Annotated in this window: 23 protein-coding genes; 7 read left to right on the top strand and 16 right to left on the bottom strand. The window is 61.7% G+C overall.

Features of this window, described 5'->3' with window-relative positions:
* Positions 1 to 1,433, top strand: a 1,433-nt coding sequence (locus AC2FNB_RS04165) for an adenylate/guanylate cyclase domain-containing protein (protein ID WP_496744647.1), incomplete at its 5' end; no start/stop codon positions are given.
* A gap of 6 nt (positions 1,434 to 1,439) precedes the next feature.
* Here AC2FNB_RS04165 and AC2FNB_RS04160 read toward each other — a convergent pair.
* The 7 genes from AC2FNB_RS04160 to ftsW all read right to left on the bottom strand — a co-directional run bounded on the left by AC2FNB_RS04160 (position 1,440) and on the right by ftsW (position 7,263).
* Positions 1,440 to 1,733, bottom strand: coding sequence for a hypothetical protein (locus tag AC2FNB_RS04160; protein ID WP_480749161.1), 294 nt, complete (start codon positions 1,731 to 1,733; stop codon positions 1,440 to 1,442).
* A gap of 15 nt (positions 1,734 to 1,748) precedes the next feature.
* A complete protein-coding gene (locus AC2FNB_RS04155; protein ID WP_480749160.1) occupies positions 1,749 to 2,015 on the bottom strand; it encodes a DUF2484 family protein in 267 nt (88 codons plus the stop codon).
* Positions 2,012 to 2,266: a DUF2484 family protein gene (locus AC2FNB_RS04150; protein ID WP_496744645.1), complete on the bottom strand. Its 255-nt coding sequence runs from the start codon at positions 2,264 to 2,266 to the stop codon at positions 2,012 to 2,014. The genes AC2FNB_RS04155 and AC2FNB_RS04150 overlap by 4 nt, the downstream gene beginning before the upstream one ends.
* The gene (locus AC2FNB_RS04145; protein WP_480749158.1) at positions 2,263 to 3,450 is read right to left on the bottom strand and encodes an APC family permease; all 1,188 of its coding nucleotides are present in this window, start codon (positions 3,448 to 3,450) and stop codon (positions 2,263 to 2,265) included. The genes AC2FNB_RS04150 and AC2FNB_RS04145 overlap by 4 nt, the downstream gene beginning before the upstream one ends.
* Before the next feature lie 155 nt (positions 3,451 to 3,605).
* Positions 3,606 to 5,006 carry a UDP-N-acetylmuramate--L-alanine ligase gene (murC, locus tag AC2FNB_RS04140; protein WP_496744643.1) on the bottom strand — a complete coding sequence of 467 codons (1,401 nt, stop codon included), beginning with the start codon at positions 5,004 to 5,006 and terminating at the stop codon, positions 3,606 to 3,608.
* A complete protein-coding gene (locus AC2FNB_RS04135; RefSeq protein ID WP_496744641.1) occupies positions 5,003 to 6,100 on the bottom strand; it encodes a UDP-N-acetylglucosamine--N-acetylmuramyl-(pentapeptide) pyrophosphoryl-undecaprenol N-acetylglucosamine transferase in 1,098 nt (365 codons plus the stop codon). The genes murC and AC2FNB_RS04135 overlap by 4 nt, the downstream gene beginning before the upstream one ends.
* Positions 6,100 to 7,263, bottom strand: coding sequence for a putative lipid II flippase FtsW (gene ftsW / locus AC2FNB_RS04130; RefSeq protein WP_480749155.1), 1,164 nt, complete (start codon positions 7,261 to 7,263; stop codon positions 6,100 to 6,102). Before ftsW ends, AC2FNB_RS04135 begins: the two co-directional genes overlap by 1 nt.
* A 130-nt stretch (positions 7,264 to 7,393) precedes the next feature.
* Between ftsW and AC2FNB_RS04125 the strand changes: the two genes are divergently transcribed.
* On the top strand, positions 7,394 to 8,578 hold the full coding sequence (locus tag AC2FNB_RS04125; protein WP_496744640.1) for a BaiN/RdsA family NAD(P)/FAD-dependent oxidoreductase: 1,185 nt from the start codon (positions 7,394 to 7,396) through the stop codon (positions 8,576 to 8,578).
* A gap of 66 nt (positions 8,579 to 8,644) precedes the next feature.
* On the opposite strand, the gene murD is transcribed toward AC2FNB_RS04125, so the two are convergent.
* From murD to mraZ, 8 genes are all read right to left on the bottom strand, one after another.
* Complete coding sequence (murD, locus tag AC2FNB_RS04120) at positions 8,645 to 10,045, bottom strand: UDP-N-acetylmuramoyl-L-alanine--D-glutamate ligase (RefSeq protein ID WP_496744638.1); 1,401 nt, start codon at positions 10,043 to 10,045, stop codon at positions 8,645 to 8,647.
* A 318-nt stretch (positions 10,046 to 10,363) separates the two neighbouring features.
* Positions 10,364 to 11,446: a phospho-N-acetylmuramoyl-pentapeptide-transferase gene (gene mraY, locus AC2FNB_RS04115; protein WP_480749152.1), complete on the bottom strand. Its 1,083-nt coding sequence runs from the start codon at positions 11,444 to 11,446 to the stop codon at positions 10,364 to 10,366.
* Between the two features lie 24 nt (positions 11,447 to 11,470).
* Positions 11,471 to 12,865, bottom strand: a complete 1,395-nt coding sequence (locus AC2FNB_RS04110; RefSeq protein WP_496744636.1) for a UDP-N-acetylmuramoyl-tripeptide--D-alanyl-D-alanine ligase — start codon at positions 12,863 to 12,865, stop codon at positions 11,471 to 11,473.
* Positions 12,862 to 14,343 (bottom strand): UDP-N-acetylmuramoyl-L-alanyl-D-glutamate--2,6-diaminopimelate ligase, encoded by a 1,482-nt coding sequence (locus AC2FNB_RS04105; RefSeq protein WP_496744634.1) that lies wholly within the window; start codon positions 14,341 to 14,343, stop codon positions 12,862 to 12,864. Before AC2FNB_RS04105 ends, AC2FNB_RS04110 begins: the two co-directional genes overlap by 4 nt.
* A gap of 21 nt (positions 14,344 to 14,364) precedes the next feature.
* The gene (locus tag AC2FNB_RS04100) at positions 14,365 to 16,152 is read right to left on the bottom strand and encodes a peptidoglycan D,D-transpeptidase FtsI family protein (RefSeq protein WP_480749149.1); all 1,788 of its coding nucleotides are present in this window, start codon (positions 16,150 to 16,152) and stop codon (positions 14,365 to 14,367) included.
* Positions 16,149 to 16,517 carry a cell division protein FtsL gene (ftsL, locus tag AC2FNB_RS04095; RefSeq protein ID WP_480749148.1) on the bottom strand — a complete coding sequence of 123 codons (369 nt, stop codon included), beginning with the start codon at positions 16,515 to 16,517 and terminating at the stop codon, positions 16,149 to 16,151. Before ftsL ends, AC2FNB_RS04100 begins: the two co-directional genes overlap by 4 nt.
* A complete protein-coding gene (rsmH, locus tag AC2FNB_RS04090; protein WP_496744631.1) occupies positions 16,514 to 17,533 on the bottom strand; it encodes a 16S rRNA (cytosine(1402)-N(4))-methyltransferase RsmH in 1,020 nt (339 codons plus the stop codon). Before rsmH ends, ftsL begins: the two co-directional genes overlap by 4 nt.
* Complete coding sequence (gene mraZ, locus AC2FNB_RS04085; RefSeq protein WP_496744629.1) at positions 17,514 to 18,017, bottom strand: division/cell wall cluster transcriptional repressor MraZ; 504 nt, start codon at positions 18,015 to 18,017, stop codon at positions 17,514 to 17,516. The genes rsmH and mraZ overlap by 20 nt, the downstream gene beginning before the upstream one ends.
* Positions 18,018 to 18,622: 605 nt before the next feature.
* On the opposite strand from mraZ, the gene AC2FNB_RS04080 reads away from it, so the two are divergent.
* The 3 genes from AC2FNB_RS04080 to AC2FNB_RS04070 all read left to right on the top strand — a co-directional run bounded on the left by AC2FNB_RS04080 (position 18,623) and on the right by AC2FNB_RS04070 (position 19,857).
* Positions 18,623 to 18,970, top strand: coding sequence for a hypothetical protein (locus tag AC2FNB_RS04080; protein ID WP_496744628.1), 348 nt, complete (start codon positions 18,623 to 18,625; stop codon positions 18,968 to 18,970).
* A 5-nt stretch (positions 18,971 to 18,975) separates the two neighbouring features.
* Positions 18,976 to 19,197 carry a DUF1127 domain-containing protein gene (locus tag AC2FNB_RS04075; protein ID WP_480749143.1) on the top strand — a complete coding sequence of 74 codons (222 nt, stop codon included), beginning with the start codon at positions 18,976 to 18,978 and terminating at the stop codon, positions 19,195 to 19,197.
* A gap of 369 nt (positions 19,198 to 19,566) precedes the next feature.
* Positions 19,567 to 19,857 carry a DUF1330 domain-containing protein gene (locus AC2FNB_RS04070; protein ID WP_480749142.1) on the top strand — a complete coding sequence of 97 codons (291 nt, stop codon included), beginning with the start codon at positions 19,567 to 19,569 and terminating at the stop codon, positions 19,855 to 19,857.
* On the opposite strand, the gene AC2FNB_RS04065 is transcribed toward AC2FNB_RS04070, so the two are convergent.
* The gene (locus AC2FNB_RS04065; protein ID WP_496744625.1) at positions 19,854 to 22,310 is read right to left on the bottom strand and encodes an ATP-dependent helicase; all 2,457 of its coding nucleotides are present in this window, start codon (positions 22,308 to 22,310) and stop codon (positions 19,854 to 19,856) included. The genes AC2FNB_RS04070 and AC2FNB_RS04065 overlap by 4 nt on opposite strands.
* A gap of 180 nt (positions 22,311 to 22,490) precedes the next feature.
* On the opposite strand from AC2FNB_RS04065, the gene AC2FNB_RS04060 reads away from it, so the two are divergent.
* Together AC2FNB_RS04060 and AC2FNB_RS04055 are read left to right on the top strand one after the other, a co-directional pair.
* Positions 22,491 to 24,293 (top strand): sensor domain-containing diguanylate cyclase, encoded by a 1,803-nt coding sequence (locus AC2FNB_RS04060; protein WP_496744623.1) that lies wholly within the window; start codon positions 22,491 to 22,493, stop codon positions 24,291 to 24,293.
* A 38-nt stretch (positions 24,294 to 24,331) separates the two neighbouring features.
* Entirely contained in the window at positions 24,332 to 25,489 is a 1,158-nt protein-coding gene (locus AC2FNB_RS04055; RefSeq protein WP_480749139.1) for an alpha-hydroxy acid oxidase, read from the top strand.
* The last annotated feature ends 106 nt before the right edge of the window (positions 25,490 to 25,595 follow it).

The following is a 25,595-nucleotide window of genomic DNA, read 5'->3' as shown; positions in this document are numbered from 1 at the left end:
GTCAGTCTGCCGCGGATCGTGTCGGTCGGGATCATGGGTCTCTTTCATATTGGCCGGTTCGGTGCATTTATCCGGGTTTGCCCTCCGGAACAACGCCCAAGACCGCCCCGACGCGGGAAAACCGGCCCTTGATCGGCAAGCCTTTGCCCGGCACGATTGCCGGCACCATGTCACGAAGAACCGGACCCGACCTGCCAGACATCGACAAGCTGACCGCCCGGCTTGCCGACCCGGATCTGGAGCGCCGGTTTCAGGAGGCCCGACGCGAGCGCGATCTGAAACGATACCGGCTGTCGGCGGTTCTGGCCGGGGCCGCCAGCCTGATCTTTGCCCTGCTCGACTGGGCCGTCATCCCGGAAAAGGCCGGCATGGCGGTACTGATCCGCCTGATCGTGGCCCTCCCCGGCGCCGGTTCCATCTATGCGATGACCTATGTCAGCGCGTTCCGTCAACGGCCCGGGATACTGGCATGGATCGCCATCGGCACCGCGACGCTGTGCTATGCTTTCCTCAACCTGATCGCCGATACCCCCGACGAATACCTCTCGGGCTTTGTGATTATCCAGATGTTTCTGTTCTTCATCCTGCCGCTGAGCTTCACCACCGCCGTCGCGATCGGATCGGTCTGCACCCTTGTCTTTGCACTCAGCTTCACGCTGGCTCGGGATCTGGCCTTCGGCAGTCTGGTGACGATCTATTTCCAGTATCTGGTGATGCTTCTGGTCGGCGGCTTTGCCGTGCACCAGCTGAACATGCTGCGGCGGCACGAATTTCTCGGCGAGCGCGAGATCGAGCGCCAGAAGTCGCGCTATTTCGACCTGCTGACCCGTATCCTGCCGGGCAGCATCGTGGCCCGGATGGAGCGCGGCGAGGAACGCATCGCCGATACCGTGCCAAATGCGGTGGTTCTGTTTGCCGATGTCGTGGGCTTTACCGAGCTGGCGGCGCGGAAGACGCCCGAAGCGGTGGTTTCGGCGCTGGACGATCTGTTCAACACGTTTGACGGGCTGGTGGACCGGCACGGGCTGGAAAAGATCAAGACCATCGGTGACGCCTATATGGTGGCTGGCGGCGTGCCCCAGACGCACCCGGACGCCGCAGGCGCGGCGGCGGGGCTGGCACTGGACATGCTGGCCCACGCAGCGGAACTCGACGCGGCACAGGATGAGCGGCTGCAAATCAGGGTCGGCCTGCATTGCGGGCCGGTGCTGGCCGGGGTGATCGGCGAGTCGCGGTTCGGCTATGACCTGTGGGGCGACACCGTCAACCTTGCCAGCCGGCTGCAGACACTGGCCGAACCCGGAACCGCCCTGATCAGCGCCGCCATGGAGCAGGCGCTGAGAGATCGGTTCGACCTTACCTCCTTGGGACCAGCTGACATCAAGGGGCTGGGCGAGGTTCCGGTGTGGCGCCTGACAGGCTCAGCAACCTGACAACGGTCAGGCCCCGGCGCGATTGGCCAGACTGCGCCCGCCGACACCGCCCATGATCACCGCGAACAGGAACGGCAGCACGCCGCCGGTCAGCCAGACGAAGGGGGCAAAGGCGCGCTCCTCCTCGCCGGTGCCGACCGTGGTCAGCATGATGATCAGCCCAAGCGCCACCGCCGAGGTCAGGCCGATCAGCCACAGCAGGTTGCGAAATCCCATCCAGCGGCCCGCGACGAACCCGGCAAGAAGGCCGGTTACCAGCGCGATCAGCGGCAGATAGGCAAGAGTAGCGATATTCCCCATGACGAGGTCTCCGAATTATTTCTTCGCCGCCTTCGGCCCCAGCAGCTTCATCCGCACCCAGCGGGTCAGGTAGATCACCGGCCACCGCAGCATGGACATGCCAGCGGCCAGTACGATCAACCCGATCCAGGGGCCGTTTTCAAAGGTGACATACCCCACAAGCGGGATGCCGACGGCAATCAGGGCATAGGCCTTGCGCCAGTGGTTGTCCTTGCTCGGAGTCAAGGCGAGTACATTTGCCGCAACGGCCCAGATGCAGGCTAGAGTAAGGGAAATCGTCATTTCCGCCCCTCCGGTTCCAGACCGCGCCACCTGCGCCAGAAATAGATCAGCGGATTGCGGAACATCGACAGGAATCCCGCCAGCGCCGCAAGCCCCAGAACCCAGCCGTAATGAATCCAAAGGGCTGCGATCAGCACCGGCGCAGCGGCCAGCAGGATGACGCCCGGCGCATACTGGCGGCGCATCGGCAGAAACGCCACGGCGGTCGCGGCAAAGACCCAGGCGATGGCAAGAACGACCAGCAGGTTCATGCGATCCCTCCTATGGCGACGGCAAGCGCGCTTAAAGACAAGACAAGGCCCAGCACCGGAACCGCCATCGGCACGCGGAATCGGGCATCGGGTTCGCGCCGCTTCTGGACGATCAACGCGAGGTTGACCAGAGCAAAAACGCCCAGCAGAATCGCGGATGTGGTCTCTGCCAGCGTCGCAAAGGGAACGTACAGCGCGGCACCGATCACCACGGCTCCGATCAGCACGGTGGCCAGCACCGGTGTCCCCAGCCGGGGATGCGCCTGATGAAAGACGCCCAAAGCCGGGTTGCGCTTGCCAAGTCCGAACAGAACCCGGCTGGCCATGACGATCTGCGCCAGCACCCCATTCAGCGCCGCGAACACCGCGATGGCCGACAGAAACTCGCCAGACCCGCCACGCGCGGTCTGCCAGACCAGCGCCAGCGGGCTGGTCGAGGCGGACAGCTCGGCCAGCGGCACCGCCCGCACCGCGGCCCAGCTGACCAGCGAATAGATCACCGAGGTAATCGCCAGCGAAATCAGGATCGCGCGCGGCATGGTCCGTTCCGGTCGGTCCACCTCTTCGGCCATGTTGACGATGTCCTCGAACCCGATGAAGGCGAAAAAGGCCAGCACACCTCCCAGCCCGATCCCGGTCCAGACCGGGGGCGCGGCCATTGTCCAGTCCGCAGACGCCTCGCCGCTCAGCCCCGCCCAGCTGACCAGCCCCAGACCGGTCAGCTCGATCACGGTAAAAATCGCGGCCAGCGCAAGGCTTTCCAGCACGCCGAACACGGCAACGGCAGTCAGGGCGACGCCCAGCACCAGTATTGCCACCGTCGCGTTCACATCGATGGCATGGGTCAGGTATCCCACCCCACCGCGCAGCACCGCCCCGGCAGACACCGTCCCGGCGGCCACCACCGCCAGACCCACCAAAAGCGCCAGCGCCTGACTGCTCAGGCCAGTGCCCACATAGGCCGCCTCGCCCGCCGCCTCGGGCAGGCGGGTGGAAAACTCGGAATAGCTCAATGCAGTGGGCGCAGCGATGAGACCGGCCAGAACGAAGGCAAGCGGCGCCCAGATCCCGGCATCCGCGGCAATGGCACCGACAAGCACATAGATACCTGCGCCGACCATCACGCCAACGCCATAGGCGGTCAACAGACCCAACCCTATACGGCGCTTGAGCTCCTGCGCCATATTGTACCCCTTACGTCTTTACGACTAGGCCGGATCGTTGTCCGGCGGCTACAGAATACGCGCAGAACGCGAATAATCCAACTTTATTGTTTCCGAGGCGGCAATTAGTCTCGCTGTCACAGGCACTTGAAGCGACGCGCGGTTGCCAACCAGGGCTACTGGCTCTCCAACCTCTCGGGCAGGCCATTGGCCCAGGTGCTGATCGTCCCGGCCCCCAGACAGACAACCATGTCGCCGGGGCGGGCCTGTTCGCGCACCAGGCGTTCCAGATCGTCCTCGTTCAGGATGGCGCGGGCGTGGCGGTGGCCGTGGCGGATCAGGCCCGCCACCAGATCGTCGCGGCTGGCTCCGTCGATCGGGTCCTCGCCGGCGGCATAGACCTCGGCGATGGCGACGACATCGGCATCGTTGAAACAGGTGCAGAAATCGTCGAACAGGTTGGACAGGCGGGTATAGCGGTGCGGCTGATGCACCGCGATCACCCGGCCTTCCGTGGCCTGACGCGCGGCCTTGAGCACAGCGGCAATCTCGACCGGATGATGGCCGTAATCGTCGATGATGGTGACGCCGTTCACTTCGCCAACCTTGGTAAAGCGACGGTTGACGCCGCCGAACCTGGCCAATGCCTCGCGAATTTCCGCCGCCTTCATGCCCAGATGCCGCGCCACCGCCACTGCCGACAGCGCGTTCGACACGTTGTGATCGCCCGGCATCGGCAGGGTGCAACCCTCGATCACCTTGTCCTCGTGCTGCAGATGAATGTCGAAATGCGCCACACCGCCCTTGTAGGTCAGGTTCACCGCCCGCACATCCGCCTGCGCGTTGAACCCATAGGTGCGCACGCGCCGGTCGGTGATGCGCCCCACCAGCGCCTGCACCTCGGTATGATCGGTGCAGCAAACGGCAAGACCATAGAAAGGAATGTTCGAGACGAATTCGTAGAATCCGTCGCGCAGCCTGTCGAAATCACCCCAATGTTCCATATGCTCGGGGTCGATATTGGTGACAATGGCGATGGTTGCGGGCAGGCGGTTGAACGAGCCATCGCTCTCGTCGGCTTCGACCACCATCCATTCGCCCTGCCCCATCCGAGCGTTCGATCCATAGGCGTGGATGATGCCGCCATTGATCACGGTCGGGTCGAAATCACCCGCCACCATCAGCTCGGCCATCATCGTGGTCGTGGTGGTTTTGCCATGCGTCCCGGCAACCGCGATGTTGGATTTCAGCCGCATCAGTTCCGCCAGCATGTCCGCGCGCCGCACCACCGGCAGGCCCTGCGCCCGCGCGCCGTCCAGTTCGGGATTGCCGCGCTTGATCGCGGTCGATACCACGACAACTTCGGCCCCTTCCAGGTTCTCGGCGCTCTGGCCGACAAAGATCCGTGCCCCAAGGCGCTCCAGCCGGTCGGTGATCTTTGACCCCTTCAGGTCCGACCCCTGCACCTGATAGCCAAGGTTCAGCAACACCTCGGCGATGCCCGACATGCCGATGCCGCCAATGCCGACAAAATGAATGGGGCCTACGTCTTGCGGCAGTTTGGTTGCGGGGGTCATGCGGTCTCCTCTCGCGCCAGTTCTTCGACAAGGGCGACCAGACGCTCGGTCGCGTCGGGCGCCCCGACCGACCGGGCGGCGCGGGCCATTTTCTGGGCGGCTTGCGGGTTGGTCAGAATCGTCGTGATTTGCTCCGACAGGGCGGAAACGTCAAGGGCACTTTCAGGGATCATGATCGCGGCCCCGGCCTGAACCAGCCCGCGGGCATTGGCGGTCTGGTGATCGCCTGCGGCGGCAGCAAAAGGGATCAGGATCGAGGGCCGCCCGATCACGGAAATATCCGCCACGCTGGACGCGCCCGACCGGCTGATGACCAGCTGCGCCTCGGACATCCGCCGAGGGATATCCTGAAAGAAAGGCTTTACATCGGCCTTGATGCCATGCGCGTCGTAAAAGGCGGTGACGCGCTCGCCATCTTCCTCGCGGGCCTGATGCGACACGCGGATATACTGGCGCATGCCCTCGGGCAGCGCCGCAATCGCGCCGGGCACCGTATCGCTGAGGATGCGCGCGCCCTGCGACCCACCCATGACAAGGATCGACATCGGATAGTCGCCGGGCGGGATGTACCCCGCCGCCTCGCGCTCCAGCACTGCCGCACGCACCGGGTTGCCGGTGTGAATGCCATGCGCCCCCTCGGGCAGCTGCGTCGGCCAGACGCCGCAGGCGACATGAGCGACGCGGGTGGCAAATATCTGGTTGACCCGACCCAGCACCCCGTTCTGTTCATGGATCATGCGCGGCACGCGCAGCATCGTGGCCGCGCCCAGCGCTGGAATCGACGGATAGCCGCCAAAGCCCACCACCACGTCGGGCCGGTCGCGCAGCATCTGGAACGCCATGCTGGTGACGCCCCCCGCGATCGTTGGCCCGACCAGCGCCTTGGCCGCCAGCCCGCCGCGCGCAAACGTGGCCGAGGCGACCTCGGCAATCTCGGTCGAATGCGGAAAGCCCTTGGTATAGCGCGCGCCGCGCGCATCCGTCGACAGGCGCACCCGCCAACCGCGTTTCAGCATCGCCTCGGCCAGCGCCTGAGCCGGAAACATATGACCGCCGGTTCCCCCGGCGGCGATCAGAAGATACGGCTTGCCCATCATCCCCGTCCGCGAAGAATGTCACCCAGTTCGCCCTGCGGCCGCGTGCGGGTAAAGGCCAGCAACATGCCCAGCGCAATGCCCCCAGCGATCAGGGACGAACCGCCATAGCTGACGAAGGGCAGCGTCATGCCCTTGGCCGGCAACAGCCGCACCGCGACACCCATGTTGATCATCGCCTGAACGCCGAACATACACGCCAGACCGGTTCCCGCCAGACGGATGAACATGTCCCGCTCGCGCATCAGCCGCAACAGCGAGCGCACCACGATCAGGCTGTAAAGCGCGATGACGATTAGCACCAGGATCAGCCCGTATTCCTCGGCCGCCACCGCGATGATGAAATCGGTATGGGCATCGGGCAGCGACCATTTCACCTGCCCCTCGCCGACGCCTACACCGAACAGCCCTCCCTCGCGGATGGCGTTGGTGGCATAGCCCAGCTGCGTGGTCGGATCGACGTCAGGGTTCAGAAACCCGTCGATGCGACGGGCGAAATGCTCGGAATTGGAATAGGCCAGCATGCCGCCAAGAACCACGACCCCGGCCATGCCCAGCATCAGCAGCATCGGCGCTCCGGCCACGAAATAGATCACGCCCCAGCCGAACAGCACCAGACAGGCCTGCCCGAAATCGGGCTGCAACACCAGCATCATGACAATCGCCATGCACAGCGCAAACGACCACAGACGCCCCGGCGGGCCATTGATCTCCTGCGCAGCGGCAAACAGCCAGGCGGCCACGACGATGAAGCCGGGCTTGAGAAACTCCGAAGGCTGCACCGAGGCAAATCCCAGACTGTACCAGCGCACCGCGCCCTTGCCGAAATCGGTGCCCAGAAACGGCAGCAGCGCCAGCGCCACGAAAGACAGGACAAAGCCGATCACTGCCAGCCGCCGCACCAGCACCGGCGACATCATCGAGGTCAAAAGCATCGCCACGGCGGCCAGCCCGCCGAAAAACGCCTGCCGCTCGACATAGTGGAACGGATCGAAGCCATTTCGCGATGCCAGCGGCGGGGACGAGGCCAGCCCCAGCAACAGGCCGATCACGAACAGGATCAGCACACAGGACATCGTCCACTTGTCGATCGTCCGCCACCATTTGGGAAGGATCGGTTCGCCGCGCCTCTCGGGCACGGCACCATACACCATCTCAGTCATGAGATTACCGCCACTATCTGCCTCGTACACGTCCCGTTTTCGGGATCTGAACGCGATTCTACAGGCAAAATCCTTTTCAGGCCAGCCTCTTCCTCTTGTCATTGGCGTCAATCCGCGCCAAGGCCGGGGCATGAGGTTCGACACGATCATCCTGGGCGCCGGGGCCGCCGGCCTGATGTGCGCCGCCCGGTGCGGCGGGCGCACGCTGGTGATCGATCACGCGCGCGCTCCGGGCGAGAAAATCCGCATCTCGGGCGGCGGGCGCTGCAATTTCACCAACCTGTACGCGGGCCCCGAAAATTTCCTGTCGCAGAACCCGCATTTCTGCAAATCCGCACTGGCCCGCTATACGCAATGGGATTTCATCGATCTGGTGAACCGCCACGGCATCGCCTGGCACGAAAAGACGCTGGGGCAGCTTTTCTGCGACGGCTCCTCGAAACAGATCGTCTCGATGCTTGTGACCGAGGCGGAAAAGGCCGGGGCCGAGCTGTGGCTGTCCACCACCCTGACGGACCTGCATCACCGCGACGGCGCCTTTGCGCTGGGGCTGGACCGCGACGGCAACCGGGTCGAGGCAACCTGCGCCAACCTGGTGCTCGCCACCGGCGGCAAGTCGATCCCCAAAATGGGCGCCACCGGCCTTGCCTATGATACCGCCCGGCAATTCGGCCTGCCGGTCACCGATACCCGCGCCGCGCTGGTCCCCTTCACCTTTCCCGAAGGCCGGTTCAGCGACCTCGCGGGGGTCTCGCTGCCCGTCCGGCTCTCCAATGCGCGCGCCAGTTTCGACGAAGCCCTCCTCTTCACCCATCGCGGCCTCAGCGGCCCCGCCGTCCTCCAGCTGTCCAGCTATTGGCGCGAGGGCGAGGCGGTCTCGGTCAACCTGATCCCCGATACCGACCTCTGCGAAAAGCTGCGCAGCCAGCGCCAGCACTCAGGCCGCAAGGCGCTGACGACCGAACTGTCGCGCCACCTGCCGGCGCGGCTGGTCGAACACCTCAAACCGATCCTGCCGCTCGATGGCAATCTCGCCGACCAGTCCGACGCCAGGCTCGCCGCCCTCTGCGCGGCCCTCGGCGACTGGCAACTGACGCCCTCGGGCACCGAAGGTTACCGCACCGCCGAGGTCACCCTGGGCGGCATCGACACCGGTGCGCTGTCCTCGAAAACGATGCAGGCCAAATCCCTGCCCGGCCTCTACGCCATCGGCGAAGCAGTGGATGTGACCGGCTGGCTGGGCGGCTATAATTTCCAATGGGCCTGGTCCTCGGGCCACGCCGCCGGCACCGCCATCGCCGCGACCACCCGCTGAGGCCTTCATCATTTCCCAAATACTCCGGTAGAGCCGCGCGCCCCCGCGCGCCGGGGGCAGCGCCCCCTACCCGGCCAACCGGCCTCGCACCTCGGCCGTGAAATCCTCGCCGCGCCGCTCGAAGTTGTCATATTGGTCGAAACTCGCCGCCGCCGGGGCCAGCAGAACCGTCTCGCCCTCCTGCGCCTCGGCCATCGCCCGCTCGACCGCCGCCGCCATGGTGGTGCAGACCTCGGCCTCGACCTCCAGCTGCATGGCGAACCCCGCCGCTTCGCGCCCGATGACATAGGCCTTGATCACCTCGCCCGACGCCGCGTTCAACGGCGACAGCCCCCCGTCTTTCTCCAGCCCGCCGCAGATCCAGCGGATCTTGCGGAACGCGCCCAGCGCCTTGACCGCGCTGTCCACATTGGTGGCCTTGGAATCGTTCACATATGTCACGCCAAGCGCCTCGGCGATGATCTGGCTGCGATGCGGCAGACCGGGAAAGCTGTGCAGCGCCGCCTCGATCACCCTCGGTGCCAGTCCCAGCGTGCGGCAGGCCGCGTAAGCGGCACAGGCATTCTGGTGGTTATGCGCGCCCGGCAGCCCCCGGATACCGCGCAGATCGATCGAGGCCGCCTGCCGTCCCTTGCGATATTCCGCCAGAAACCCCTTGCGGGCAAAAACCTGCCAGCCCGGCCCGGTCAGCTTGCGCGCGACCGAAATGCGGATCACCCGGTCATCGCCCGGCCCTTCAGACATCTGCCCCGCCAGGAACAAGCCCTCGGTCTCGTCCACGCCGATCACCGCCCGGTCCGGCCCGCCTTCGGCAAACAGCCTCCGCTTGGCGGCGAAATATCCGCCCATGCCGCCGTGGCGATCCAGATGATCGGGGCTGAGGTTGGTGAACACCGCCACATCCGGCGTCAGCGCGCGGGCCAGCTCGGTCTGATAGCTCGAAAGTTCCAGCACCACCACGCCGCCATCCTGCCCCGGCTCGATATCCAGCACCCCGCGCCCGATATTGCCCGCCAGTTGCGAGGGCCGCCCGGCCTCGGTCAGGATGTGATGGATCAGCGCCGCCGTGGTCGATTTCCCGTTCGATCCGGTCACCGCCACAACCTGCGGCGGCCGGTCGAAATTGTTCCAGTCCGGCCCCGCGAACGAGCGGAAGAACAGACCGATGTCATTGTCCACCGGCACGCCCGCGTCCAGCGCCGCACGCACCACCGGATTGGGCTCGGGGTAAAGATGCGGAATGCCCGGACTGACGATCAGCGCCGCCACATCGTCAAACGCGCCCTGACGGCGCAGATCGGCGCAGACAAAGCCCTCGGCCTCCACCGCCTCGCGCGCGGCCGGGTTGTCGTCCCAGCACACAGGCTCCGCCCCGCCCGCCCTGAGCGCCCGCGCCGCCGCCAGCCCCGACCGGCCCAGCCCCAGCACCGCAACTTTCTGATTGTCAAATCCTCTGACGGGGATCATCCACTTGCCCTCACATGTTCCGGCTTCCTCGCTAACGGATCGTCACCGATTTGAAAAGCGGGTGGGAGGTCCGAGCTCAGGGCTTTTGCGAGAGGAGCATTTTGATCCGGGAGGAATGGGTCGGACGTTACTCACCAACTCGCCTCAGCATACAAACTCCCGGCGATTGAAAAAGCGTCAACCTTCATTGATCGCGGGTAAACGCCGCGCGCCGGGATGGGGCGGAAAGTGGAAATCCTGCCAAAAGATTGACAGGGCCGACTGGTACAATTCGGTCAACACGTCCTTCAAACCCTGTACAATTCGGACAGTTCGACGCTACCGAACCTTCAGCGTCGCCAGTCCGATCATCGCCAGGATCAGCGAGATGATCCAGAACCGGATGACGATCTGCGGCTCGGCCCAGCCCTTTTTCTCGTAATGGTGATGAATCGGCGCCATCAGGAACACCCGCCTGCCGGTGCGTTTGAAATAGAGCACCTGGATGATCACGCTCAGCGCCTCAACCACGAAAAGCCCGCCAACAATCGCCAGCACCAGCTCGTGCTTGGTGGCCACCGCAATCGCCCCCAGCGCCCCGCCCAGCGCAAGCGAGCCGGTATCCCCCATGAACACCGCAGCAGGCGGCGCGTTGTACCACAGAAAGCCCAGACCCGCCCCGAAAAGGGCAGCGGTAAAGATCAGGATCTCGCCGGTTCCCGGCACGTAATGCACGTCCAGATACTCGGTAAAGTCGACCCGCCCCACCGCATAGGCGATGATTCCCAGCGTCGAGGCGGCGATCATCGCAGGCATGATCGCCAGCCCGTCCAGACCATCGGTCAGGTTCACCGCGTTGGCGGCACCGACGATGACGCAGATGGAAAACGGTATATAAAAAAGGCCCAGATTGATCAGCGTGTCCTTGAACACCGGCAGCGCCAGCTGGTTCTGAAGCTCCGCCGGGTGGTTGAACGTGGCCCAGAGCGCCGCGATCACCGCGATGATGATGCCCAGCGCCAGCCGCAGCTTGCTCGGCACGCCCTTGGTGTTCTGCTTGGACACCTTGGCGTAGTCGTCGGCAAACCCGATTGCCGCATAGGCCAGCGTCACGAACAGGACCAGCCACACGAAAGGATTGCTCAACCGCGCCCACAAAAGCGTCGAGGTGACCAGCGCGCCCACGATCAGCAACCCACCCATCGTAGGCGTTCCGGCCTTGGAGAAATGCGCCTCGGGGCCGTCGTTGCGGATAGGCTGGCCCTTGCCTTGCTTGCGGCGCAGCACGTTGATCAGCGGTTTGCCGAACAGGAAGCCAAAGATGAGCGCCGTCATGAAAGCCCCACCCGCGCGGAAGGTGATATAACGGAAGAGGTTCCAGAAATCGCCTCCGTCCGACAGGGCCGTCAACCAATAGAGCATCTCGAAACCTTCCTTACGCGCGCGTCATCCCTCGACCGCGGGGCCTTGCCCCATTTTTCGTACGCCGTCAACGATCCTCGCGAGCCCCATACTGAGCGACCCCTTGGCCAGCACGGCGTCGCCAGCCTGAACAAGCTGTGCAAGGCGGTCGGCCATTTCTGCACTTGTCTCGGTCCACAAACCGCGCTTGCTGTCAGGTAATGCCGCATGCAGCGCCCGCATCAGCGGGCCGATACAGTGAACCATATCGACACGAACCATGGCGTCGATCCCGGCCATTGCCGCGTGCATCTCCGCCTCTTGCGACCCAAGCTCCTTCATGTCGCCCAGAAACGCCACGCGGCGCATGGTCGAGGCCGCGGCCAGAACGTCCAGCGCCGCGGCCATCGATGTCGGATTGGCGTTGTAGCTGTCATCAAGCAACTCGATCTCACCGCCGCCAGGCAGCGAGATCCTTTCGCGTACACCGCGCCCTTCATAGGGGGTCCAACGGCGCAGACCGTCAACGGCCCGGTCCAGATCTACGCCCAGCGCAACGCAGGCGGCCAGAGCACCAAGGCCGTTCATCGCGAAATGGGTTCCGGCGGAAAGGACTTCGAATTCGAACCCCGATCCATCAAACTCTGCGCGAGCGCGGGTTTCGTCACCCCGACTGATTACATTCAAAAGTCTGTAATCAGACGATTTTTTCCCGAATTCGACGATCCGGGCACCCTGCCGTTCGGCAAAACTGCGCAGGATGCCCGCGTGATCTATGTCGGCATTGACGATGGCTGTGCCGTCCGACTCCAGCCCGTCGAAGATGGCGGCCTTTTCGCGAGCAATGTCTGCGACCGAGTCGAACGCCTCAAGATGCACGGCCGCCACGGTGGTGACCAACGCGACGTGCGGGCGGGCCTGACGGGCAAGCGGGGCAATCTCTCCGGGGTGGTTCATGCCGATCTCGATGACCGCGAATTCGGTGTCGCGCGGCATTCGCGCCAACGTCAGTGGCACGCCCCAGTGGTTGTTGTAGCTGGCGACACTGGCATGGGTTTTACCCTGACCCGCCAGCATCGCTGCCAGCATTTCCTTGGTCGAGGTCTTGCCGACACTACCAGTAACCGCCACGACCTTGGCGACTGTCCGGGCACGCGCGACCCGACCGAGTGCTTCAAGACCGGCTTGCACATCCTCTACAATCAAGAGCGGCGCATCGGCAGACACGCCTTCGGGAACGCGCGAAACCAGCGCGGCGCCTGCGCCTTTTTCCAACGCCTGCGCTACAAAGTCATGCCCGTCGCGCGCGGCCTTGAGAGCCACGAAAAGATCGCCCTTCTGCAGAGTGCGGGTATCAATTGAAACGCCATTTGCCTGCCAGTCAGCAGTCACGCGCCCTCCGGTAGCGCGAGCGGCTTCGTCTGCGGTCCAGAGCGTCATGCCACCCTCCCATCCAGCGCGGCCACGGCGATACTGGCCTGTTCGGCGTCGTCAAACGGTAAAACCTGATCCCCCACGATCTGCCCGCTTTCATGGCCTTTTCCCGCAATCAGCAGCGCATCACCCGGTTGCAGGGCGTCGACACCGCGCAGGATCGCCTCGGCCCTGTCGCCCACCTCGGTGGCCTCCGGCGCTCCGCCCATCACGGCGGCCCGGATGGTTGCGGGATCTTCGCTTCGCGGGTTGTCGTCAGTGACGAATACGATGTCGGCATTTTCCGCCGCTGCCCGGCCCATCAACGGGCGCTTGGTGGCGTCGCGGTCGCCACCGGCACCTACGATAGCGATCAGCCGGCCCATCACGTGCGGGCGCATGGCCTTGAGCGCGGTCGCCACCGCGTCGGGTGTGTGAGCATAATCGACAAAGACCGCCGCCCCGCTGTCACGGGTGGCGGCCAACTGCATCCGCCCGCGCACGGTCGTCAGATGCGGCAGGGTTTCGAATACTCGCTCAGGGTCATCACCGCCCGCAATGACCAGCCCGCAGGCCAGCAGCACGTTTTCCGCCTGAAACCCACCGATCAGGTTCAGCCGGGACTGGAACGTCTTGCCGCGCCAGGAAAACCGCAAATCCTGCCCGGTGGCGTCAAAGCGTTGGTTCAGCAGACTCAGATCACCGCCCGTGCGTCCGACGGTCAGAATCTCCTGTCCGCGCGCGGCGGCCACGGCGCGCATTTCCGCGCCCTTGGGGTCATCCAGATTGATCACTGCCGTTCCGTCGGGCGGCAACACGCGGCGGAACAGACCCGCCTTGGCGGCGAAATAGGCTTCGAACGTGTCGTGATAATCCAGATGGTCCTGGGTAAAATTGGTAAACCCCGCCGCCTTGAGCCGGACGCCGTCCAGGCGACGCTGTTCCAGACCATGCGAGGAAGCCTCCATCGCCGCGTGGGTTATGCCGTTGGCCGCAGCCTCGGCCAGCGTCCGGTGCAAAGTGATTGGCTCGGGCGTGGTGTGGGCCAGCGGCGCGGTCCATGCGCCCTCGACGCCGGTTGTACCCAGATTGACAGCGCTGTGGCCCAGTTCGATCCAGATCTGGCGTATGAAAGTGGCGACGGATGTCTTTCCGTTGGTGCCGGTCACCGCCACCATGGTCTCTGGCTGGGCACCGAACCAGAGCGCCGCGGTATAGGCCAGCGCCTGACGCGGGTCCTCAGCCACGACCAGTGCCGCATCAGAAGCTGCCAATTCGTCCCTGGCGATTTCGGCCCCCTTTGCATCCGTCAAAACAGCGACGGCCCCCATGCGCAGGGCATATTGGATGAACTCGCCACCATGCACGCGGGTGCCCGGCAACGCGGCAAAGAGGAATCCATCCCTGACCTCTCGGCTGTCCACGGCCAGGCCTGTGACCGCTGGATTGCGTCCAGCTCGTGCGGTCAGGGCCAATTCACCGAGAGTTTTTGACCTTGCGCCCATGACCAATCTGCCTCGTGCTGTCTAGTTTGAGGTCAGCGTTATAGCAGCGCCCGCTTCAGGCTCAAGCCGCGGTCGCAACCCCAGCAACGGGGCCACCCGCCCGATCAGTTCCGCCGTCACCGGAACCGCCGTCCAGCCCGCCGTCCGGCGCTTTTCGCCGTATGCCACGATTGAAGGTTCATCCAAAGTGACAATCAGGACATATTTCGGATCATAAGCAGGGAACAGGGTGGCAAAAGTGGCAATCACCTTGTCTTCGTAATAGCCGCCTCGCGGTTTCGGCTTGTCGGCGGTACCGGTCTTGCCGGCCACGTCATAGCCCGGCACTTCGCCAAAGCTGGCTGTGCCGCTGGTGACCACCTTGCGCAGCATCGCCCGCGCCTGTTTTGCCGCGCTTTCGGACATCACGCGGGGTCCGTGTTGTGGCCCGCGCTGCTTCAGGATTGTGGGGCTGACATAATGGCCACCATTGGCAAGCGCGGCATAGCCGGCCGCCAGATGCATCGGGCTGGTCGACAAGCCATGCCCGTAAGACACGGTGACAGTGCTCAACTCGCCCCATTTCTTGGGCTTGAGCGGCGCGCCGCCCGAAGCTTCGACAATCTCGAAGGGGGTCGGATCGAACATGCCGAGGGATTCCAGAAACGACTGCTGCCGCTCGGCCCCGATCTGCAGCGCCAGCCGCCCGGTCCCCCGGTTCGAGCTGTGGACGATTACATCCGCCACACTGATCTTGCCATAGTTCTTGTTGTTGAACTCGCCGATCGGGAACCGCCCGATGCGCATCGGGCCGGACGTGTCGATAATGGTCTCCGAGTTCACCAGCCCAAGGTCTATGGCCTGCGCTGCCGTGAAGATCTTGAAGACAGATCCCAACTCATAAACGCCCTGCACATAGCGGTTGAACAGCGGGCTGTCCGAGGGATCAAATCCACTGGTCGGCGGTCGCGGGCGATCATTGGGATCGAATGCGGGCAATGATGCCGCCGAGATCACTTCGCCAGTGTGTACATTCATCAAGACGGCCGAGGCCCCCTTGGCGTTCATGATCTTCATGCCGCCGAGCAGTACCCGTTCGACCGCCGACTGGATTGTCAGGTCCAGCGAAAGTTGCAGTGGCTTGTTGCCGTTGGCGGGGTCGCGCAGATAGCCGTCAAACTGCTTTTCGACGCCCGCAACGCCGATAACTTCGGCGGCACTCACCCCTTCACGGCCAAAACCGGAACCGCCAAGGATATGCGCAGCAAGCTGGCCATTGGGATAAAGGCGCATTTCGCGGGGACCGAACAGGATGCCGGGATCGCCGATATCGTGCACCGCCTGCTTCTGTTCAGGCGAGATGCGCTTTTTTATCCACAGGAACTTGCGCTTGCCGGTGAAATCCTTGACGAGACGATCCTTGTCCAGATCCGGGAAAATCCGCACAAGCCCTTCGGCCGACGCGACGGGATCGATCATGTTCGGCGGCTGGGCATAGACGGAATAGGTTTCCAGATTGGTGGCGAGTATGCGCCCTTCACGATCCACGATTTCCGCCCGTTGCATGGCGATATTTGCTCCGGGCGCGGTAGCCAGCGGCTCTTGCGCCTCGGACGTCGCGAGCATCCCCATCCGGGCACCAACCACGGCAAATGCGCAGAAAAAGAACACGCCCAATACCAGCAAGCGCCCCTCCGCGCGAGTACGAGCGCGGTCCTTCATCTCTTCGTGGCGCTTGCGGATGTTTTCGCGCTCGATAAGGTCCGGATTTTCACCACGGGAGCGGGCGTCGAGGATGCGGGCCAGAGGGCGGAGCGGTGTGCGGGTCATGGGATTTCCACCTCACCCAGCGATTCGAACTCGGTAACCGCCTGCAACTCGATCGGATCGACGATGGGCAGGTCAGGGTCTTCGCCATAGGCGATCTGATCGGCGCTTCCGAATTGCTCGGCCCGAAGAGGCAGCAAGCCCAGACGTTCGAAATTCAGGTCCGCCAGTTCACGCAGCCGATCGGGCCGATTGAGATAAGCCCATTCAGCACGTAAAATCGCAAGCCGGGCCTGTGCCGCGCCGATCTGACGCTGCAGTCCTTGAGTTTCCTTGAGCACCTGCTGGGTGCGATAGTTTTCCTGATACGCCCACAATGCCAGCCCGAACACGGCCAGAGCGGTCAACACATACATCAAACTTTTCATCTCGCTCCCCCACTAAGCTGAGGCATTCCGATGGCGCGGGCATCAATTTCCCCCGCCGGGGCGTCGGTACGTACCGCGACGCGCAACTTGGCTGACCGCGAGCGCGGATTCTCGGCCAACTCCTGATCGTCGGGGCCGACGGCCTTGCGCGTTTTCAGAATGAATTGCGGCTGATCTTCCTGTTGCTCGGGGGCGTACCGATTGGCGCGTCCGGTCTTACCCGCCCGCGACTGTAAAAAGCGTTTGACCATCCGGTCTTCAATCGAATGAAACGTGACGACCGCCAGTTGTCCGCCCGGTTTCAGCGCTCGTTCCGCAGCCATGAGACCCAGAAACAGTTCTTCGTATTCCGCGTTGACCGCAATCCGAAGAGCCTGGAACGAGCGTGTCGCCGGATGGGACTGCCCCGGCTTGGCGCGCGGCAAACAGGATTCGACGATTTCGGCAAGACGCAAGGTCGTTGTGATTGGCGCTTCGGTGCGAGCCCGGACGATGGCCTTGGCGATGCGTCGACTGGCGCGTTCCTCACCATAGTGGAACAGAATATCGGCCAGAGCCGCTTCGGGCGCGGTGTTCACCAGATCGGCTGCGCTTTCCCCATCCTGACTCATCCGCATGTCCAGGGGGCCATCCTTCATAAAGGAGAACCCGCGCTCGGCCTGGTCGAGCTGCATCGAGGAGACGCCAAGATCCAGGACGATGCCGTCGAGGCCCCCGGCATAGTCATCCATGCGCGAAAACACACCTGGCTGCATCACCAGCCGATCACCATAGGCACCAGCCCAGCTTGCCGCCATCTCAAAGGCCAGCGGATCACGATCGACTGCGATGACCTTGTCTGCCCCGGCCTCCAGCAGACCGCGGGTATAGCCACCCGCGCCGAAGGTGCCATCCAACCAAACGCCCGACACCGGTGCAACCGCAGCCAGCAAGGGGCGCAGCAGAACGGGGATGTGCGGATCATTCGAGGAGGATAGGGCAGCGGCGGCCATGCCGTCACCCATCCCTTGGGCCATCAAGGAACTGCATCGGATCGAAATCGTCTGGCAACTCGTCCAGCCACTCCTCGGTCAAAGCGAGTTCTTCTTGGGTGTAAGTTTCGGGCTTCCATATCTGGAACGTGTCACCGGCGGCGATAAAAAAAGCGTCGCCTTCGAGCTTGATCTTGTCACGCAGTTTGGCCGGAAGCACCAGACGCCCCGTTTCGTCCACATTGGTCGGGAACGACAGACCGTGGAACAGGCGCTGAAGCATCCTGCGCTCCATCGAACCGCGCGGAAGTGCATCTATCTTAGCATCAACCTCGTCAATCGCTTCCATGGTGTAGCATTCAAGAAACTTACGGCGGTGATCACCATAGACGATCACCAGTTCAGGATTGCCGCCGGATTGCCAGTTGGGATCGCCCGCTTCAAGCACACGGCGAAACGAGGCCGGGATCGAGACCCTGCCCTTGTTGTCCACCTTGTGGTGGCTTTCGCCTCTGAACCTGCGCGCCAAGCCGATTGTCCCTTTCGCTTGCGCCCCCAACAAAATTCCGACCCCCAGAAGTTAAAAACGGCGAGTTGATCTGCTGCCACTGATCAACCCGCCGCATTTGCCCGCCTTGCGGGAAGTCCAGCTGCGCGCGCCACCTGGGGGGATGTCTGCTCGCTCGCGCGCCGGATCTCTTGGTTCGATGAAAGCGAGATGCCTGTATGAAACCTTTGGATTTATGTCGGGGTCGTTTAGCGCCCCTGCTGCCTCGTCCTCATCGGATGAACTAGGGATGCCATGGGAATTCATGGAAATCAATAGGAATTTGGGAGTAACTTCCATTCGGCTTGCCAGCTTCGCAGTATATTATGCAAGGCAGAGTGAAGAATTTTGAGTCATTATTGCCCCATGATGTAACTAAACAACAAGCGCATACTAAATATAGTACAGACGGCGTATCGGTAATTTTATCCCATGAATTCCCAAGAAAATTCAGAACGGCGAAGAACTTTTTTGATTACGTCAGAATGTTCACTTTTTACCCCAATCAAAGAGCGCGAATCACCCGGTATTCCCATGAGCGATTAGTGAGCATCCCATGCCGACTGGCTCGAATTTGAGCGCTTCCCATGAAATCCCGTATCCAGAATCAAACACGGCGCTTCGGTTTCGCTGTCCGCATTGAACAACGGAAGCAACACAGGCGGTTTGAAGCAACCTTCTCGGAGTATCTGGCGTCAACTTGGAGGCGCGCCCTGGGTAGTCGCAGCAAATCAGGTACTTTTATGGCGGCGAGAGTTGAAAAAGTGCCAGTGAATTTTGATCCCGCCGGCCCGCCAGCCGCGCAAGGGGGCAATCTATGCAATTGTCGCATACCCGCTTTGACCACGGAAGCCATTGTGCACCTGCAGCATTTGCTTATTTTCAGTCTCAAGCAACGCCGCAGCGATACGGCAGAACGAAAAAGATCAGGTTAGATACGATGGCATCAACGAGCGAACATATCACCCACAAAGGTGCGCAAGGATTTGGATTCTCAGCGCTTCTAGAGGCTGCAAAATCCCGTGTGGGCCGACATCTGATGTACCGCAAGACCGTGAACGAACTGTCGGCCCTGTCGGCACGTGAACTGGATGATCTCGGGCTGAACCGATCGATGATCCGTCAGGTTGCGCTTCAGGCGGTCAACGAACACTTCGCGTAACGGACGCAATAGAAATTGGAATTCAGCCCCGCTTCCTCCTCCCTGCGGGTCTGAACTTCAGCGGCGGTATCCTCCTCCTCCCTGGTGCCGCCGCAAAGAATACCGGCCCTGAACGCCGGGAGCTGATACACCGGGTCCTCCTCCCTGATTCCGGTGTTGAAAGCGCGCGGCGATGCCTCTCCTCCTCCCTGGCATTGTCGCGACCTCATACCGGGTCAATACCCGGGTCCGACTGCATCGGGGCTCTCCTCCTCCCTGCCTCGATGTTGCAAAGAACGGCGGTTCCCCTCCTCCTCCCTGGGAACCGCCGTTTCTTTTTTGGTTGTGCCGGAGTAACATTTACGCCCCGGCTTCAAGAGCGAGGACGCCATGGCTGCCTATTTCATTGCCCAACTGAAGATTCACGACCCCGACGGGTATCAGGACTACCTGAAAGGCTTCATGCCGATTTTCGATCGCTACAAAGGCCGTTTGCTGACAGTGTCATCCAAGCCCGTGGACTGTGTGGAGGGCAATTGGCCCGAAGGCGGAATCGTCCTGATGGAGTTTCCGGACCTTGAGACGGCAACGGCCTGGAAGAACGATCCAGACTACATTGAACTCGCGAAAATCAGGAAAGCCACGGCCTCCACGAACATGGTGCTGGTCGAAGGCGTCTAGAACGGCACATCGTCCTTGGCCGACAGGAACCGCGCGACCACTTTCTTGGTGCCCGCTTTGTCGAAAACGACCTCGACCTTGTCGCCTTCAATGCCGATCACCGCGCCATAGCCGAATTTCTGGTGAAACACGCGTTCGCCCAGCGTGAAACTGGCCAGTGCGGTGGCGTCGATCACCGTGTTGCGGCTTTCGCGGGGTTGCGACATGCCATATTGGCCCTGCCGCGCCTGCAACCGTCTCCAGCCCGGCGAGTTATAGACATTGGCTTCGGCCGCACGTGTTTCTATGCCTGCCGTCTGATGACCGCCGCCATAAAGGCCCGGAGGTGTCAGCACCTCGACATGGTCCTCGGGCAACTCGTCAATGAAGCGTGACGGCAACATCGATTGCCAACCTTTAAAGTCACCAGAGAAAATTAATCTATTGGAGGCAAATGAAATTGTGCAAACTTCCTCCGCGCGAGTGATGCCCACATAGGCGAGGCGGCGCTCTTCCTCGAGCCCCTTCAACCCAGTTTCATCCATCGACCTCTGGGACGGAAACAACCCCTCCTCCCATCCCGAAAGAAAAACCGCAGGGTACTCTGAACCCTTAGCTGCATGAAGTGTCATGATCGAGACCTTTGGCTCATCATTGTCCTGCTCGTTATCCATGACCAGACTTACATGCTCGAGAAAACCTTGCAGATTCTCAAATTCGCCCAAATGGTTGACCAACTCCTTCAAGTTTTCCAACCGTCCGGCAGCCTCGTGATCACGTGGACTACGTGGCGGGCTTGGGTCCATTCTTAGCTCTTCATCGGAAAGTGGTTTTAAGTAACTTTCAGTGTAACCACTTTCATCTAGGATCATCTGAGCCAATTCAATATGTGAAACCTCAGGATCGCCATACCGGACAGGTTCGGCACCGTTATCAATCACTGAATCATCATCGATTTCTATCTGTGGGCCGCGGGTCATCGCATTCCAGCGCGCCAGCCCATCGACCAATTCGCGCAAAGCCACGCCACCCTTGCCCTTGATCAACCTCTGCTCGACCGCGATCCGCGCGCCTTGAAGCAGAGACACACCATGGTCCCGCGCGGTGCGCTGGATCGTCTGTTGCGCCTTCTCTCCTAAACTGCGCTTAGGCGTGTTTACGATTCGCTCGAAAGCCAGATCATTGTCAGAACTGACCACGACGCGGAAATAGGCAATTGCATCCCTGATTTCCAATCTACGGTAGAAGGGCACCCCACCAACAACTCTATATGGCATGCCGATCTTCAGAAACCGATCCTCAAGCACTTTCATTTGGTGGGTAGCTCGAACCATTATCGCTATTTCATTTAGCTCAAAGGGTCGCATACCTCGGGTACCGCTTCGCATTGCATCGATTTCCTCACATATCCAGCGGGCTTCCTCTTCGGCGTCCCAATGGCCGATCAGACGGACCTTTTCGCCCTCGGGCTTGTCGGTCCAAAGCTCTTTACCCAAACGGCTTTCGTTGCCCCGAATGACGTTCGACGCAGCCGCCAGAATATGCGGGGTTGAGCGATAGTTCTGCTCCAGCCGCACCACGTAGGCTCCGGGAAAGTCCTTTTCGAACCGCAGGATGTTGCCGACCTCGGCCCCGCGCCAGCCATAGATTGATTGATCGTCATCACCCACGCAGCAGATGTTCTTGTGCCCCCCGGCCAGCAGGCGCAACCACAGGTACTGGGCGACGTTGGTGTCCTGATACTCATCCACAAGGATGTAGCGGAACCAGCGCTGGTATTGTTCCAGAACATCCGGGTGGGTCTGGAAAATCGTGACCATGTGCAAAAGCAGGTCACCAAAATCCACCGCATTCAGCTCGTGCAGGCGGATCTGGTACTGGGTATAGAGCTCAATGCCCTTGTTGTTATAGGCCCCGGCATCCGCCGCAGGCACCTTGTCGGGCGTCAGCGCACGGTTTTTCCAGTCATCGATGATCCCCGCCAGCATTCGTGCCGGCCAGCGTTTGTCGTCGATATTGGCGGCTTGAACCAGTTGCTTGAGCAGTCGCAGCTGGTCGTCGCTGTCCAGAATCGTGAAGTTCGATTTCAGATCGACCAGTTCCGCGTGGCGGCGCAGCAGTTTTACACAGATCGAGTGGAAGGTGCCCAGCCATGGCATCCCCTCAGCGGGCTGACCCAGCAAGCGGCCTACTCGTTCCTTCATCTCGCGCGCGGCCTTGTTGGTGAAGGTCACCGACAGAATCTCGTTCGGGCGCGCGCGCGCCGTGTTGAGCAGATGCGCAATCCGTGCCGTCAGCGCCTTGGTCTTGCCTGTCCCCGCCCCGGCCAGCATCAGAACCGGGCCGTCCAGACGTTCGACCGCGTCACGTTGCGCCGGGTTCAGATCATCCAGATAGGGCGAAGGACGCACGGCCATAGCCCGCGCCGACAGCGATGCGCCCTCGAAAGCGTCCATTTCGTCAAAACTGCTCATGGTCGCAAACTACGCGTTTCAAGGGCTAAGGGAAAGGGTTTGTTCACTCCTTGTTCCATTCTTTCTGCGCCTTCCTGAGATCGAGAAAATTTGAGCAATACGGTAGGGGTCCGGCGGGAGCGCGTTAACCTTTTGTCAAACCACGGTAACGATCCTTGTTCCGAATTGGGAGCGCGGGACATGAGATTTTTGAAAATACGTGCAGGATCATGGCAACTCAGGTGGGCCATGGTCGTCGCAGGACTGGTTGCGGCCACAGGGTTGGCTGTATGGGGGACGATGCAGCTTCCCAATGTGATCGTCGACAAGATGCTTGAAGCGGATGTCATGCACCAGGCCAACCTGTGGAACCGGCGGGTTGTACTGCATCTGGAGGATGCCGAAAAGACGTTTCGAAACGGCACTCTTGATTCGCACGACCGTGAATTTCTGAGTCTGATGCCCCAGGCCTCGGATGTGTACCGGTTCAAATTGTTCGACGCGGACGGGCGCGTGTTCTGGTCGACGCGTTCCTCGGACATCGGCACTGTGACATCCAAACCTTACTTCCAGGACGTCGTCGCAACCGGAGCCAGTTATTACGATCGAGCAGAAAAACCGGTGGCGGAAATCGACAATTTTATGCCTCAGGGAGGACAGGCAACCGACCCGTTTCGCCATGTGGCAGAGATTTACACGCCTGTCATGAAAGAAGGGCAGTTTCTGGGGGCGGTCGAGTTCTACACGGACATTACCAATATCCGGAATATCCTGATGTCTCGCGTCCGCCTGTCGTTGGTGATTGTCTGCGGAATCGCATTGCTTGCGTTGGCGGGGGTGTCCGCCATGATTTTTCACACCAACCGGATAAAAATGCAGACCTTGAAAGCACGAACCAACAAGGAGCGTGAGCTGATGGCCGACCAGCTGCGTCTGGTGCGCGAAGTCCGGCTGTTGGGCGAACTGAACGAATGGCTGCAGTCGAGCCGCTCGCTGGAGGAGCTGTTCGACATGGTGGCACGGTTCATGACCCACATCCTGCCCGATGCCGAAGGCAATGTGTATGTCTATTCCAACTCGCGCGATGTGCTGGACGGCTGCGCCAGCTGGAATGGTGGCACGCACAAATCTCATATCCATCCCGAAGGTTGTTGGGGCCTTCGCCGGGGGCGAACATATGAGTTCGGTGCCTCGGAAATCGATTTCGTCTGCGAACATGCCGAACCGCATGACGGGCGGCCCTATTTCTGCTTTCCCATACTTGCCCACGGCGAAACCGTCGGTCTTTTGCATCTGCGCGCACGGGGGGGACACAGTCAGAATTTTCATTCAAACAAACAGCTGGCGCAAATGTGCGCCGAACAGATCAGCATGGCGATTGCCAATGTCCGGATGCGCGACCAGTTGCACGACCAGTCCGTGCGCGACCCGCTGACGGGGCTGTTCAATCGCCGCCACATGACCGAATGCCTGCGCAAGAGCATCGGGCGCAGCCAGAAAACCGGTGCGCCGCTATCGCTTGTGGCGGTGGATGTGGATCATTTCAAGAAATTCAACGATACGCACGGGCATGATGCTGGTGACATGGTGCTCCGCGCTGTGGGCTCGACCCTTGCTCATAGCTGCGATGGCGACGAGGTGGCCTGCCGAATTGGCGGCGAGGAGTTCATGCTGATCCTGCCAAACATCGCGCCTGATGAAGTGCTTACCCGGGCCGAACACTTGCGACAAGCGGTCGAATCCATCAACGTCCGTTATGGGGAAAAGACCTTGCCCCGGATCACCATTTCTGCAGGCATCGCCCATTACCCGTCACATGGCACCATGCCCCAGGAACTGATGCAGACTGCGGATGAGGCCTTGTATCGCGCCAAGGATAAGGGCCGCAATCAGGTCTGCGTGGCCGCGCGAGCATCGCTGAACGCATCAGAATATGCAGAAGCGCAGCCAAAGAAGAACTCTACCTCTTCGGAAGCGTTGAAGAAATCCGGGAAAGCAGCCTGAACGCTTGCCGAATCGCTGTGCAAATTGGATCAATCGGCATGGATTTGCAAAGCACCCATCCCGGCATTGACGACCTGAAATGGCGCGCCCGACGCCGGTTGCCACATTTTGTCTGGGAATACCTGGACAGCGGCACCGGGGCCGAGGCCACAAAATCTCGAAACCGCGCGGCGCTGGACTGCATTGGATTTGAGCCGTCGATTCTGAATGGTCCGATGGATTTCGATCTGCGCACTTTGCTACTGGGGCACGAGTTGCCCCTGCCCTTCGGGATTGCTCCGATAGGCATGTGCGGGCTGATCTGGCCGGATGCCGAAGGAATCCTTGCACGCGCAGCCGCAAGAGCCGGAATTCCCTATGCCCTTTCCACGGTCGCCAGCCAAAGCCCCGAAGACTTGGCCCCACATCTGGGAGAACATGCCTGGTTCCAGATGTACCCGCCAAAGGATTCCAATATCCGAAAGGACATGCTGGACCGCGCACGCGCTGCCGGCTTTTCGACACTGATCCTGACTGCCGACGTCCCCGTGGCGTCACGCCGCGAGCGTCAGACCCGATCCGGGCTGACCCAGCCACCCAAGCTGACACCCCGCCTCCTGTCGCAAATTGCAATCCGGCCTGCCTGGGCTCTGGGGATGGCGCGGGTGGGAATGCCTCGGATGAGAACACTCGACAAGTACATATCGGGTGCTCAAAAGAACCTGCCGCCGACTGCGCATGTCGGCTATCTGCTGCGGACTTCGCCCGACATGGAATACGTGAAATGGCTGCGGGACAATTGGGAAGGTCCATTCGTGGTGAAGGGTGTGATGAGGGCTGCAGACGCTGCCCTATTGGCAGAAATCGGTGTCGATGCGCTATGGGTTTCGAATCACGGCGGACGTCAGTTTGACGGCGCGCCCGCAAGTATCGAAGCCCTGCCATCGATCCGCGCCGTGACTTCTCTGCCTCTGATCTTCGACAGTGGCATCAGCGGGGGGCTCGATATTCTGCGCGCGCTTGCACTTGGGGCCGATTTTGTCATGGCAGGCCGGGCATTTCTTTATGGGATTGCCGCGCTGGGGCAGGCCGGCCCGGCCCATGTCATCGAAATCCTGCGCAAGGACATGGAAGCGAATATGGGTCAGCTTGGCGCAGCTCGCCTGGCGGATTTGCCAGCGCCCGTTTACTTCGCCGATGCCGCGCCGCGGCAATGATAGGGTAAATATATCGCATTTGCGGCGCTTGCGAGCGATAACATGCCGGTTCTACCCCGAATTACAGATATACGTGCGCGTATTGTCCGCTTAAAACACGGCCACC

The organism is Ruegeria sp. BHSB058, assembly GCF_059613285.1.
The sequence above is the reverse complement of the archived record's forward strand: the minus strand, read 5'-3'. Positions and strand labels throughout refer to the sequence as shown.

Bases quoted from the DNA above. Each gene is read 5' to 3' on its own strand.
- AC2FNB_RS04160 (WP_480749161.1), bottom strand. From the start codon at position 1,733: ATGGGGAATATCGCTACTCTTGCCTATCTGCCGCTGATCGCGCTGGTA.
- AC2FNB_RS04155 (WP_480749160.1), bottom strand. From the start codon at position 2,015: ATGACGATTTCCCTTACTCTAGCCTGCATCTGGGCCGTTGCGGCAAAT.
- AC2FNB_RS04150 (WP_496744645.1), bottom strand. From the start codon at position 2,266: ATGAACCTGCTGGTCGTTCTTGCCATCGCCTGGGTCTTTGCCGCGACC.
- AC2FNB_RS04145 (WP_480749158.1), bottom strand. From the start codon at position 3,450: ATGGCGCAGGAGCTCAAGCGCCGTATAGGGTTGGGTCTGTTGACCGCC.
- murC (WP_496744643.1), bottom strand. From the start codon at position 5,006: ATGACCCCCGCAACCAAACTGCCGCAAGACGTAGGCCCCATTCATTTT.
- AC2FNB_RS04135 (WP_496744641.1), bottom strand. From the start codon at position 6,100: ATGGGCAAGCCGTATCTTCTGATCGCCGCCGGGGGAACCGGCGGTCAT.
- ftsW (WP_480749155.1), bottom strand. From the start codon at position 7,263: ATGACTGAGATGGTGTATGGTGCCGTGCCCGAGAGGCGCGGCGAACCG.
- AC2FNB_RS04125 (WP_496744640.1), top strand. From the start codon at position 7,394: ATGAGGTTCGACACGATCATCCTGGGCGCCGGGGCCGCCGGCCTGATG.
- murD (WP_496744638.1), bottom strand. From the start codon at position 10,045: ATGATCCCCGTCAGAGGATTTGACAATCAGAAAGTTGCGGTGCTGGGG.
- mraY (WP_480749152.1), bottom strand. From the start codon at position 11,446: ATGCTCTATTGGTTGACGGCCCTGTCGGACGGAGGCGATTTCTGGAAC.
- AC2FNB_RS04110 (WP_496744636.1), bottom strand. From the start codon at position 12,865: ATGACGCTCTGGACCGCAGACGAAGCCGCTCGCGCTACCGGAGGGCGC.
- AC2FNB_RS04105 (WP_496744634.1), bottom strand. From the start codon at position 14,343: ATGGGCGCAAGGTCAAAAACTCTCGGTGAATTGGCCCTGACCGCACGA.
- AC2FNB_RS04100 (WP_480749149.1), bottom strand. From the start codon at position 16,152: ATGACCCGCACACCGCTCCGCCCTCTGGCCCGCATCCTCGACGCCCGC.
- ftsL (WP_480749148.1), bottom strand. From the start codon at position 16,517: ATGAAAAGTTTGATGTATGTGTTGACCGCTCTGGCCGTGTTCGGGCTG.
- rsmH (WP_496744631.1), bottom strand. From the start codon at position 17,533: ATGGCCCAAGGGATGGGTGACGGCATGGCCGCCGCTGCCCTATCCTCC.
- AC2FNB_RS04080 (WP_496744628.1), top strand. From the start codon at position 18,623: ATGAAATCCCGTATCCAGAATCAAACACGGCGCTTCGGTTTCGCTGTC.
- AC2FNB_RS04075 (WP_480749143.1), top strand. From the start codon at position 18,976: ATGGCATCAACGAGCGAACATATCACCCACAAAGGTGCGCAAGGATTT.
- AC2FNB_RS04070 (WP_480749142.1), top strand. From the start codon at position 19,567: ATGGCTGCCTATTTCATTGCCCAACTGAAGATTCACGACCCCGACGGG.
- AC2FNB_RS04065 (WP_496744625.1), bottom strand. From the start codon at position 22,310: ATGAGCAGTTTTGACGAAATGGACGCTTTCGAGGGCGCATCGCTGTCG.
- AC2FNB_RS04060 (WP_496744623.1), top strand. From the start codon at position 22,491: ATGAGATTTTTGAAAATACGTGCAGGATCATGGCAACTCAGGTGGGCC.
- AC2FNB_RS04055 (WP_480749139.1), top strand. From the start codon at position 24,332: ATGGATTTGCAAAGCACCCATCCCGGCATTGACGACCTGAAATGGCGC.